Consider the following 12109-nt stretch of genomic DNA (forward strand, 5'->3'; position numbering starts at 1 on the left):
GGCGGAGGACTTCGAATCGAGGGTGAGATCGGATGAGCGAATCGAAACACGCCGTCGGCGTCGACTGGGCGTCCGGGAACTGGCTCGCCGTAGAATACCGAGACGAAGAGTACGATTGCTTGACATCCTCCCCGCGCTAAAGGGCGAGGATTCCCGACCGCGTTGGGATATTACGGTTCGCGGTTCACGACCTGTTCTCGTGGGGCGAAAACACCCTCATCACGGTCGAACAGGCGAACCGCTGGCTGTGCCAACCAGCCGTTATCCCTATCACCGCCATCCGTGGCGAGACTCGGGAGTACCTTTTGTCGAATGTTCTCCGCACCATTCACGTCCGCGTTCGCAACTGTATCACACTTCTCACACACGTACAGTCCACGTTCGACGCGCTGATTGTCCTCTGTGTGGCCGCACGCCGAACACGACTTCGACGTATCGCGTTCCGACACCAACTCCACGTCGATGCCTTCTGCTTCCGCCTTGTAGTCGAGTAGCGTCGTGAATCGGTCGAACGCCCACCCGTGCAAGTCGAGGTTGCCGTGGTCGCCCCAATCCCGGGGTTCGCCGTTCTCGTCGTCTTTTCGGATGCCGCCGAGGTCGCCAACGACAAGCGTCCCGACACCCCGTTTGACGCACTCCTCTACGATTGCCTTCGAGAGTGCGTGCAAGAAGTGTGTCCGGCGACCACTCCGCTTCCGGTCAAGACGAGTGGCTTCACGGGACGAGGAATCGTCGCACTTGGCTTTCTTCTTCGTGAAGTAGTATTCGTCCTCTTTGAGTGCGCCACCGGGATACAACACTGATTCGTCGCCGAACGAAACGGCGGCGAAGTTGCAAATCCCGAGGTCAACACCAGCCACTCCGTCACCCGGCGGTTCCGGGTCGATAGTGGTGCGACAGACGAATTGAAGCCGCCAATCGTCGCGTTTGTAGACGGCACGAACCTGTTGAATGTCCCACTCGGTCAGGTCAACGTCCGGGCGGGTCTGGTACTCGCACAGGATGAAGTCCGAGCGGTGTTCTTTGAGGTTACGTCCTTTTGAGAGGCGAACACGAGTGAACTGTGCGTCGTGCTTGAAGCCAGCCGCTTTGAACGACACGGTTGAACGTGGGTGGGAGTCTCCGTTTTTGCGGTAGCCGGGCGGTCGGGCACGGTCGTCGCCGTTCCGACGCTTGCCGAACCAGCCGTTGAACGCTTCAGCGAGTTCTTCGAGAATGCGCTGACTGGATTGAGAGTGTAAGTCCGTGTAGCGTTCGTGGCTTTTGAGTTCGGCTTTGAGTTCCCCATCATCGGGAATCTCGCCCGTTTCGTCCCACTGTTCTTGTGCGTAGTAGCGACCGACGTTCCAGAGTTTTGAGGCGGCCCATCCGAGTTGGTCGAGGTCGTCACGAACCTGTTGCTGGTTCGTAATCCTGGCCTCGAAGGTTCGGATGGTTCGACTCATTTTCTGGCTTCATAACTGGTTATGAACGCCGTTTTGTTAATAATGTCGAATGGTGTGGAATATCCGGCCATGCTATCGACGGTGGTTGGTGGAGGGGTTGTCAGCTGTATCCCCGCCCTGAAGGCGGGGTTTTAGCCTTGAAATTCCCATAACTCTGGCCGGTGATTTCGAGGAACTCTGGGAATCGTTCGATCGGACACCCGATCGGATACTCGTCGACGTGCCGATCGGACTCTTCGACGAGGACGACGACGAAACCGGGGAACGGGGGCGGCGCTGCGACACGCTCGCGAGGAACGCGCTCGGTTCGAGGTCGGCGAGCGTTTTCACTCCGCCGGCACGTCAAGCGGCCGTACGAGCGAGAGACGGTAAGTCACACGAGGACGTTTCCGAGACGAATCGAGACATCGTGGGGAAGGGGCTCTCGATCCAGGCCTATCACATCGCGCCCGGTATCGCCCAGATGGACTCATTTCTCAATTCCGGAAACGAGGCCGAAATGGAGCGTCGTCGCGAGCGAGTCGAAGAAGCCCATCCAGAGGTGTGCTTCGTCGCGTTCAACGGCGGAGAGCTCGAGCACCCGAAAACGAGCGCCGTCGGACTCGGAGAGCGGCTTTCCGTCCTCGAGAACGTCGCGGACGACCCGGCTAAAACGTTTCGAGAGATCACCCGCGAACTCGCGGAACACGAAGACGAGGGAGACGTCACGGACGTCACCGCGGACGACGTGCTAGACGCGCTGGCGCTCGCGCTCACGGCCAGTGCGAACGAGGACGAACTCCGGACGATCCCCGAAAATCCGCCGAAAGATCAACGACGGCTACCCATGCAGATGGTATACAGAGCAGAGTCCCCGTTGGAGGTGAGTAGGTGATGCGAGTACTGTCGTGGAACGTGAACAAGTCCTCCAACCGAGAAGGGAGAATAGAGGACCAGCTCGCGGTAATAGAGAGATGCGACGTCGACGTTCTGTTCCTGCAGGAGGCTCGATACGGCGCAGATATGAAGTGGCTCGAGGCGTGGCAGGACGGTCTCGAAGGACTCGGTCTGAGTTCGATCGAACACAGTTGCGAGTGGGCCGCGGAACTCGCGGAGTCGACGGTTCCGCCGCACGGCGACATCGGACACGACAACGGTCACATCACCGCCGTTGCCGGAGACTGGGATCTGCGGAGGAACGAGCAGCTGATCAGGCCGAATCTCGAGAGGACCGACCGAAGCAAGTTCGGCACCAACTTCCCGGAGAAAATTCTGGTGACCGAAGTGGAGACTCCCGACATCGAGATCGAGTGCTGGAACGTTAGAGCCGTACCCGGCCGGAGCTGGGGGGACGAGAAGATCAAAATCTTCGAAACCGTGTACGAACGGCTCGTGGAAGCGGGATCCGAGACGCGGCTGCTCGCCGGCGATTTCAACTCGCCTCGTCGCGAACTTCCGGACGGCCAGGCGATTCCGTTCGGGTACGACAAAGACGCCGACGTTCGAGACAGGTGGGTGAATGCCGAGCTCAACGTCCTGAAAGGACTCGGGCACCTGGACATGGTGGATGCGTTTCGATACGTGCACGGGTACGGAGAGATCGGTGTAAAGGATACGAGCTGGAAATCGAAACGGTTCGACCACGTCTTTGCTTCTTCGTCGCTCCGTCCGAGCCGGTGCTATTACGAGTCGGTCGATTGTAGCGACCACGCGCCGATCATCGCCGATTTCGAGGTCTGAGGTCGAGCGACGCGTCGGCCCGATTCAAAAGAGGTGCTCCCGCTCGAGACGTGCTGCGGATGGAGAGCGATTCGCGTTTCCGGTCCCGAGAACGTGGCCGTTAGATGTTCCCCAGGTACTCCCTCCGCTGCTCCATCTTTTCCTTCTCGGTCCGCTGATCGTAGTGCATCTCGAGCACCTTCTGGCTCACGTTCGCTCGATCTCCGACGGCCGTCTCTGGCACGTCGCTGTTCAGGTGGTGGGTGATGCTCCCCCGTCGAATAGCGTGCGGGCTGACGTTCGACGGACACTTGGAAAACTGGCCGCTGTTAGTCGCTTCACACGTCTCTGGGTCTCGGTCGTGCGGACACTCTCGGCTGATGGCACACGGTCGCGTGTACTGATAGCAGTACCGTCGGATGGTCGTCTTGCAGACGCGGCCATGTGACGTCGCCAGGAGCGGCTCGCGGCCGTGCTCGTCGGTCACATCCGGCCGCTGGTCGCGCAGCCAGTCGTCGAGCAGCATGCACAGTTCCCCCGACAGCGCAACCAGTCGCTCGCCCTGAGACCCCTTCTTGATCGGCGTCCCTGTCTCGGGTCGGTGCTCGACGGCCAGGCACTGGTCCTCCGGAGAGTAGTCCTTGAGGTCGAGCGTGCGCGCAGCACCTAACCGCATCATCGTGTGCCAGAGAAGCGCAAGCGTCACGTGCGGGAGCGACGCGTATTCGTAGCGCTCGAGGTATTCCAAGACCGCCTTGGCCTGCTCGCTGTCGAGCATCACCTCGCGGACGTCCTCGCCCGGGTGGAGATCGGGCGATCGGACCTTTTCGTGAAGGTTTGGATGGACGCCATCGACGGTACCGAGAAATCGGATGAATACCCGGAGGGTGTCCATCTGGCACTTTAGGCTCGTCTTCGCGAGGTCGCCGTCGTTCCGTCGCCAGAGGCGGTATTCGTGCAGCGTCCGCCCCGTCAGCTCGTTCAGGTTCTCGATGTCGCGCTCGTCGCACCAGCGGACGAAGTGGCTCAACCGGGCGCGGTGCGAGCGGATGGTCGAGGCCGCGGTGTCCGCTTCTCGTTCGGCGATGTACAGTTCGACTGCGGTTTCCGGATCGATCGGTTCGAGGTTCATAGTTCGGTCGGTGCGAACCGCGCGAAAACCCGACCAACCCCGCCGTCTCCGGATCACCAATTATCTCGCCATTCGAGGCAGACCCGTCAGGGCCCATGGAGTGCTGCGAGCAGATGCGAGCAGCACGGAATGACGTCCTGCGGATTCGAACTAGACGACGGCGAGCGAAGCGAGCCGTCGGCGTAGTTACGAATCCGTCTGGGCCCATGACACCCGTAAAACTATCTTTGAGCCGTTGAGGCGGCTAAATTTGGTATTTCACTCATTTCCTGATGAGGGGCTCATCCAGAATGTGAAGGGTTCTGAGCCAGTGGAATTTGGCACTTTGTAGCCCTCTCGACTCGAACTCTTCTCCTATCTAGCGCGGTGGGGCTCGATGCGTTCAACATGGGATGCACCGAAAGGCACAGTATTCTGTGAGCCCATAGATTCTTGTATGCCCAGTATCACGGTCAACGTGGACGACGACCTCAAAGCGCGAATGGAAAAGCACCCAGAGATCAACTGGAGCGAGGTCACACGACAGGCCATCCAGGAGAAGATCGAGGCGCTCGAAATGATGGACGAACTCACCAGCGAGAGCGAACTCTCCGAGCGCGACGTTCAGGAAATCGCCGACAAGATCAACGAACGTGGACGCAAGCGCGTCGAAGAATAATCGGAGTAGACTCGACGAATGAAGCTGGTCATCGACGCCAACGTCGTCATCTCTGCCCTCATCGCTGACTCGAAGACGCGGGAGTTCATCGTTACACTCGAACCGGATCTCTTGACGCCCGCGTTCGTCTACGACGAAGTCGAGAACTACGAGGATCTGATCGTGGAGAAATCCGGAATGGAACCAGATCGAGTGGCACAATTCATCGACCTCCTGTTCCAGTACATCGAGGTCGTTCCTGCCGACGACTTCTATCCGGCTATCGAGAGGGCAGACGAAGCAATCGGAGACACCGACCCTGACGATGTGCTGTACCTCGCGTGTGCGATTGCCAGCGAAGCTGCCATCTGGAGCGACGATTCTGACTTCGACGAGCAGGACCTGGTCGACACGTACTCGACGAGTGATGTGATTAACTCGTTTGACACGCTTTAGCTCGATCTCCCCTTGTTGGGCGTCGATGATGTCCTCCGCCAGATCAGAAACGCGTTTGGATTCACCATCCTCGAGGGCGTACTCAGACATCGCGACGGCACCTTCGTAATGATGTCCACGGAGTTGAAGTCGGTGTCTTCGGTCTCTTCCTCGTCGTCCTGTGTCCCAGTGGTCACGAAGTCCGCAAATCCGGCCGTGCTCGCCGCATCAGTCGCACAGAGCATCTTCCTTCGTGTGGGGTTGTCCACCACTGTTCCAAGATGCCATCCACCTAACCAGTAAAACGCGGACTGGAAGACGCAACCTGCTGTCGTGATCTGCTAATGGCGAACGATGGTGCCACCGGAATTCGAGTTCACGGTACCTGGGGTACGTGAACGATTCTACGACTCCTGGTCACGGAAGAGCCGGTACGCGCCCTGTCCGGTCGCAACCTCGCGCGTCTCGCCGTCGGGGGTCGTACTCTCGACGACGATCTCGCTGACTCCGACGCTCGAGCCGGCACGGATCACGTCCGCACGCGCGGAGAGGTCTCCGGTCGCCGGGCGGAGGTAGTTGACGTTCAGATTGATCGTCGCGACGTTCGCCGCGAAGGGGTCCTCGAGTTCCGTCCGGAGTGCGAGTCCGCCGACGGTGTCGACGAGCGTCGCGGCGACGCCGCCGTGGATGTCGGGCCGGCGGTCGCCGGTCCCGTTCGGACGCGTGTTCGTCAGTTTCTCGTCGTAGGGTATCGAGAGCGTCATCGTTCCCGGCCCGACGTCGTCGACGGTCGTGCCGAGCCACGAGAGAAACTCCTGGTGTTCGTCGACGTAGTACTGGACGACTCCCTCGAGGTCGTCGAACTCCTCGATCGCCGCTTGCAGGTCGTCGCTCATGGCCTCCGGTCCGCCGGCGACGCCCTTGACGGCTCCGTTTCTCGCCTTTCCCGTTGTCGCTGGTTTATTCACCGGATTCGTCGGCTGCGGGAAGCGTGAGGAAAAACTCCGATCCTTCGCCGGGCTTGGAGTCGACCCAGATCTCTCCGCCGTGACGTTCGACGATTCGCTCACAGATGGCGAGACCGATTCCGGTACCTGGGTGTTCCTCGCGGCTGTGAAGGCGTTCGAAGACGTCGAAGATCTCCGCTCTGTTCTCCGACTCGATGCCGATCCCCTCGTCGCGTACCGACACGACCCACTCGTCTCCCCGGCGATCCGCGGAGACGTGGATCTGCGGATCGTCGCCGCCGTACTCGATCGCGTTGTCCAGCAGATTCTGGAGCACCTGTCTGAGCTGAATCGGATCTCCCGTCACCCGCGGAAGCGACTCGGCCGTTATCTCGGCGTTCCGTTCCGCGATCCGGACCTCGAGATCGGCTCGGACGTCCGCGAGAACGGCGTCGAGGTCGACCGGTTCGAACGGTTCTCCCTGCGTCTGGACCCTCGAGTACGTGAGCAGCCCGTCGATCATCTCGCGCATTCGCGTCGCACCGTCGACCGCGAACTCGAGAAACGCTTCCCCGTCTTCGTCGAATTCGTCCCCGTAGCGCCGCTCGAGGAGCTGGAGGTAACTCGAGACCATCCGCAGCGGTTCCTGGAGGTCGTGGCTGGCCGCGTACGCGAACTGCTCGAGGCGTCTGGTCTCCGCCTGAAGCTGGTCGATGTACTCCTGACGTTCGAAGTGGAACTTCACGAGCGTTACCAGCGTGTCGATCAACTCCCGTTCTTCCTCGAGGAACGCTCCGGTCTCACCCTCGACTGGTGGGTCGACGAACGACACGTCGATCGTGATCGGAGTTCCGTTTGCCGTCTCGCTCCGGGCGGTGATCGATCGGTCGGTCCGGCGATACCCATCGGTCGACGCCTCGTGATCGCCGACGGCGACGCGAGCGGCGGTGTGGTCCGGATACCGGAACGACTGGGGTAGCTTCGAGGCGACCGCGTCGACCAGCTCCTCGATCGGCCGATCGCCGGTCTCGAGCAGACTCGTGGCGAGTCGGACGGCAGACAGTTCCTTCTCGCGCTCCTCGAGTTCCCGCTTTCGTCGCTGTGAGAGCTCTTTCAGGTCGGTGATATCCGTGGCGATCGTGACGACCCGCTCCGGGCCGCTCCCGGCGTCGACGATCGGCGCGGCGTTGATCGACAGCCACGTCTCTCGATCGCTCGATCCCACCCGGATCTCCCTGTCGTAGACGGGGGCTCCCGTGTCGAACGCACGCTTCGGCGAACGGTCATCGCGCGGAATCCGATCGCCGTCCGCGTCGAACACGTCCCGTTTCCCCGTCGTGTACGCCTCGACGTCACCCGAGAGGCCGCCGAGCAGTTCCACCATCCGCTCGTTGGCGCGGCCGATCGATCCGTCCGGTTCGACGACGGCGATCCCGACCGGACTCGTCTCGAGGATCCGTTCGACGAGGTCGCGCTCGCGTTGCAGTTGCCGTTCCCGCTCTCGCCGTTCGGTCATATCGCGGGCGATCATCGCGTATCCCTGCAGGTTCCCCTCGTTTCTGATCGCCGTGACCGTTATACTCGCCCAGAACGTCGACCCGTCGGCATGGACCAGCCACCCCTCGCGTTCGGCAGTTCCCTCGTCTCTTGCCCGGGCCAGCGTGCGTTCCGGGACCGATTCAGAGCGGTCGCTCTCGGTGTGAAACATCGAGAAGTGCTCACCCAGGATCCGATCCCGATCGTAGCCTTTGATCCGTTCGCCGCCCTCGTTCCAGCTGACGACCCTGCCCTCCGGGTCGAGCATCGAGATGGCGTACTCGTCGATCGCGTCGACGAGCGACTGAAACCGTCGTTCGCTCTCTCGTCGGGCCCGTTCGGCCGCTTTTCGCTCCGTGATGTCGTAGTAGAGCTCGATGCGGCCGCCGACGTATCGACCCGACTCGATCGGCCGACTCCGGTGCTCGAGCCAGCGTTCCGGCCGTGAATCGGACGGTTCGATGCGACACTCGAACTGTTCGACGTACGTGTTGTCGTCGTACGTCGCCAGCACGGTCTCCGCGAACGAGTCGGGGTCGGCGAACTTGTCACGGATCGTCTTCTCGATGAGGGTCTGTTTGTCCCGTCCGATAACGTCGGCCCGGCTGATCTCGAAGTACGTCTCGATCGTTTCGTTGATCCAGACCACGTCGAACCCCTCGTCGAGGACGAACACGCCGACGTCGGCCTCGTCGATGACCGTGGCGATCGAATCGTACGTCTCCCAGATCGAGTCCGGTTCGTCGTGTGAGGTGGGTCGGTCGTCGAGTTCCCGAACGACGCCGACGACGCCGGCCAACTCCCCGTCCGTAACCAGGGGGGTAAACCGCAATTCGCAGGGAAGGCGGTCGCCGTCGGCAGCTTCGATCACGAGATCGAACCCGGTGGTTCCACCATCGTCGCTTCCAGTACGGGACAGAAGTTCTCGCTCGAGGCGGTCGCCGTCGGCGTCGGTGACGACGATCGAGACGTGTTCTCCGAGAAGGGACTCGCGATCGTATCCCGAAAGTTCGACGATCCTGTCGTCGACCCCGACGAACCGCCAATCGGCGTCGAGCTGGCAGACGCCGCCGTCGATCGTCTCCGCGAGCGTCCGGCACCACTGGAGTGGATCGAGTTCCTCGGACTCGTCCCGGAACGGTGTCCCTGTGGCCCGATCGGTCATACCTGTACGTAAGTGTTCAGTTGTATAAGTTCACTGCCGGGAATCGTCCCGCCCAGTCTGTACCGCTGGCGATTACCAGTTCGTCGAGTTCGGACCGGTCGAACTGCACCGCCACGGTCAAAGAACCGTTTCACCCTCCAGAAAGGGTTTATCCACGCCGGATGACTGACGAATCATGTCGACTGACAGACGAACCCTCCTCGCGCTCACCGGTGCCCTCCTCGCCGGCGCTGCGGGCTGTACCAGCGACGGCGAAACCGGTGGCTCGAGCGGTGACGACGACGCAGGCGACGATGGGAACGGGAACGGCGAGCGCGACGACGGCGACGACGAAGGCGCCTTCGACCGATCGGCTCCGGAGTTCCCCCGGATCGCACCGGTCACCGACCCCGATATCGATCTCGAGGCGCTCGCCGAACAGATCCGTGGCAACGTCGCGTTCTCGCTCGACGCCCTCGCCGGACTTCGCGAGGACGACCCCGACGAGAACCTCTTTTTCTCGCCGTACAGCATCTCCGTCGCGCTCGCGATGACCTACGCGGGTGCACGCGGTAACACTGCCGAAGAGATGGCCGACGCCCTGCGCTACGAACTCGCTGGCGACGATCTCCACGCGGCATTCGGCGCGCTCGAAGACGAGTTCGAGCGCCGAAACGAGGACGGCGAAGACGTCGAACGACCCTACGGCGCAGACGACGGAGACGAGGACGACCTCGGCTTTCAGCTCTCGAGTGCGAACGCCGTCTGGGCCGATTCGGGCTACCCGTTCGACCGGGAGTATCTCGAGTTGCTCGAGGCCTACTACGGAGCCGGCGAACACGTCGTCGATTTTTCCGGCGATCCCGAGGGTGCTCGCCGGGAGATAAACGAGTGGGTCGAAGACCGGACGAACGACCGGATCGAGGATCTGCTTCCCGAAGGGTCGGTCGACGAGATGACGCGTCTGGTCCTGACGAACGCCGTCTACTTTCTGGCCGCCTGGGAGTACGACTTCGACCCCTCGGCGACCGACGATCACTCGTTTACGAACCTCGACGGAACCGAGACGACGGTCGAGATGATGTCGCAACTCGAGGAGTTCCGGTACGCCGAGGTCGACGGCCACCAGCTCGTGGAACTCCCCTACGCCAACGGCGACACGAGTATGATCGTCGTCCTCCCAGCAGACGGCGAGTTCGAGTCGTTCGAGCAGTCGTTCTCGGTCGACCGGCTCGCGATCATGCTCGAGGAGACGTTTCGCCCCGAGGTCGACCTCGCGTTACCGAAGTTCGGCCTCGAGTCCGCGTTCAGCCTCGTCGACGTAATGAGAGAGCTTGGAATGGCACAGGCGTTCGACCTCGACGCCGACTTCAGCGGGATGGTCGAGGGCGAGGAGGCCGACCTTCGGATCGACGACATCGTCCATCAGAGTTTCGTCTCGGTCGACGAAGAGGGGACCGAAGCGGCAGCGGCGACGGCCGTCGTCGTGGAAGACACCGCCGAGAGCGAACCGCCCGAACGCGTCGAGATGGTCGTCGATCGGCCGTTTCTCTTTTACATCCGCGATCGACCGACTGAGACGCCGCTGTTCGTCGGTCGCGTCGTCGACGGCGATTCGGTGAGCGACGACTGATCGATTTCGAAGAAGGGGGTGATCGTTATCGAAAACGGGAGTCGACCGATTTCGTAGACGGGGTTCGATCGGTTCCGCGCCGGATCGACGTGAAAGGGGTGGGATCTCTCGAGAGATGTCCGCACGAGTTCTTCGGATCGACTTCGGCCAAACGGCGGTATACTCGACCCCCGAGCCCGTGCGTAGCCCCCGGGGGGCTTTCCGTCGTCACAGTCCGGCGGTCCGGTACCTGTCGGCGACGGGCTTCGGCTCGGACGGTGCCCACCACGACCACGTTCGTGGTCGAACTAGGCTTGGTCGTTCACCTTCGCCAGTAGCCTTCGGCGTCGGGCGCTACGGACTGTCTTTTCTCCGCCAGGGGCGGGGTCTGTCCCCGCCGTTAGATACGGGACGACACTATGTAATACTTTCCATCTAGTAGACGTACCAAACAGCCGGGCGGTCCACAGATTCGTCGAAGACGCGTGGCTTCGATCACGACCGAGAGCGGACGCGAACCTCGACCCGATCGTCGATCGCAAACTCGTGGTCCGGACAGACGAGTTTCGCACCGAACCCCTCGTCTCGAGCGCAAAACGTCGAGAGGCCGGTGATCGGGTCGTCGTTCGCCGTGACGACCACGTCGTCCCACGCGACCGTGCGGCCGTCGTCCCCCTCGAGGGCCCCCACCACGTCGCCTGCCAGTGAAACGGTCTCCTCGAGGGGTCCGCGAGCGGAAAACCCGTAGACGCCGCCGCCGTCGTAGTGGGGGAGTCCGCCGTCGAGGACGCCCAGCGAACCGTCGGTCTGTTCGTCGCCGTCGGCCTGTCCGTCGCCCCCAGTCGGCCCGTCATCTCCCGTCGTCTCGACGGCGCTCTCAGCGACGTCCACTCCGATCCCGACGAACTCCTCGCCCGGGTTCGGATGCGTCGGCGCGTCGAGGACGGCGTACGTCTCGCCGGTCGCGACGACCGTGCCGGTCCCGTCCCACTCGAGTGGGCGAACCTCGGTTCCCAGCGCGAGCGGACGCGACCCCGACGCGCGGTGGAGGTTCTGATCCGGGGTTCGAAAGCCCACGTGGAGGTGGTTGTCCACCCACGGTGCGAAAAAACCCGCCCGAACCAGCGACCCGAGCGAGTCCCCCCGCTGTACGCGGTCGCCGGCCTCGATTGCGGGATCGACGTGGAGGATTCGACAGATCAGTCCCTCGAGGTCTGCCGGGCCGGAACACTCGAGCAAAATCACGTGGTCACACTCGGGCGCGTAGGGTTTCTGCGGCGCGCGGACGGTTCTGGTCTCGCGGACGATACCCGACACCGGACTCGGCGCGGCCGACGTCCGACCCCCATCTAACGTATCGGGATAGAGATCGATCGCACAGCCGCGGTCGTGGGCCGGATACGGCGAGTTGTAAAGCGAGAAACGGGCGTACTGGGAAAGCAGGGAGGCTGGAAGCGTGAGTGCCATCGGTAGATCGGACTCTCCGATGGAGGTCCCTGTGAGCCGGGAGCGTTTAGACCCAT

At 62.0% G+C, this 12109-nt stretch carries 10 protein-coding genes; 5 read left to right on the top strand and 5 right to left on the bottom strand.

All coding sequences use genetic code 11. The features are described 5' to 3' along the window. Positions 1-170: 170 nt before the first annotated feature. Positions 171-1445 carry an RNA-guided endonuclease InsQ/TnpB family protein gene (locus tag EA473_RS18155; protein WP_124197064.1) on the bottom strand — a complete coding sequence of 425 codons (1275 nt, stop codon included), beginning with the start codon at positions 1443-1445 and terminating at the stop codon, positions 171-173. Positions 1446-1599: 154 nt separating this feature from the next. On the opposite strand from EA473_RS18155, the gene EA473_RS18160 reads away from it, so the two are divergent. Together EA473_RS18160 and EA473_RS18165 are read left to right on the top strand one after the other, a co-directional pair. Beyond that, on the top strand, positions 1600-2319 hold the full coding sequence (locus tag EA473_RS18160; RefSeq protein ID WP_124197065.1) for a DUF429 domain-containing protein: 720 nt from the start codon (positions 1600-1602) through the stop codon (positions 2317-2319). Beyond that, positions 2319-3164, top strand: a complete 846-nt coding sequence (locus tag EA473_RS18165; protein ID WP_124197066.1) for an endonuclease/exonuclease/phosphatase family protein — start codon at positions 2319-2321, stop codon at positions 3162-3164. Before EA473_RS18160 ends, EA473_RS18165 begins: the two co-directional genes overlap by 1 nt. A gap of 100 nt (positions 3165-3264) precedes the next feature. On the opposite strand, the gene EA473_RS18170 is transcribed toward EA473_RS18165, so the two are convergent. Next, positions 3265-4275: a tyrosine-type recombinase/integrase gene (locus EA473_RS18170; RefSeq protein WP_124197067.1), complete on the bottom strand. Its 1011-nt coding sequence runs from the start codon at positions 4273-4275 to the stop codon at positions 3265-3267. Between the two features lie 436 nt (positions 4276-4711). Here EA473_RS18170 and EA473_RS18175 point away from each other — a divergent pair, with 436 nt between their 5' ends. Together EA473_RS18175 and EA473_RS18180 are read left to right on the top strand one after the other, a co-directional pair. Next, positions 4712-4933, top strand: a complete 222-nt coding sequence (locus EA473_RS18175; RefSeq protein ID WP_124197068.1) for a hypothetical protein — start codon at positions 4712-4714, stop codon at positions 4931-4933. A gap of 18 nt (positions 4934-4951) precedes the next feature. Continuing rightward, positions 4952-5368, top strand: coding sequence for a PIN domain-containing protein (locus EA473_RS18180; RefSeq protein ID WP_124197069.1), 417 nt, complete (start codon positions 4952-4954; stop codon positions 5366-5368). Positions 5369-5751: 383 nt separating this feature from the next. Here EA473_RS18180 and EA473_RS18190 read toward each other — a convergent pair whose 3' ends face one another. Together EA473_RS18190 and EA473_RS18195 are read right to left on the bottom strand one after the other, a co-directional pair. Further along, positions 5752-6243, bottom strand: a complete 492-nt coding sequence (locus EA473_RS18190; RefSeq protein WP_124197135.1) for a PaaI family thioesterase — start codon at positions 6241-6243, stop codon at positions 5752-5754. Between the two features lie 64 nt (positions 6244-6307). Beyond that, positions 6308-8995: a PAS domain S-box protein gene (locus EA473_RS18195; protein ID WP_124197070.1), complete on the bottom strand. Its 2688-nt coding sequence runs from the start codon at positions 8993-8995 to the stop codon at positions 6308-6310. Positions 8996-9170: 175 nt separating this feature from the next. On the opposite strand from EA473_RS18195, the gene EA473_RS18200 reads away from it, so the two are divergent. Beyond that, positions 9171-10607: a serpin family protein gene (locus tag EA473_RS18200; RefSeq protein WP_124197071.1), complete on the top strand. Its 1437-nt coding sequence runs from the start codon at positions 9171-9173 to the stop codon at positions 10605-10607. Between the two features lie 474 nt (positions 10608-11081). Here EA473_RS18200 and EA473_RS18205 read toward each other — a convergent pair whose 3' ends face one another. Then, positions 11082-12053, bottom strand: coding sequence for a hypothetical protein (locus tag EA473_RS18205; RefSeq protein WP_124197072.1), 972 nt, complete (start codon positions 12051-12053; stop codon positions 11082-11084). Positions 12054-12109: the final 56 nt, after the last annotated feature.

Origin of the sequence: Natrarchaeobius chitinivorans (assembly GCF_003841505.1) — an archaeon.
Lineage (GTDB): Archaea > Halobacteriota > Halobacteria > Halobacteriales > Natrialbaceae > Natrarchaeobius > Natrarchaeobius chitinivorans.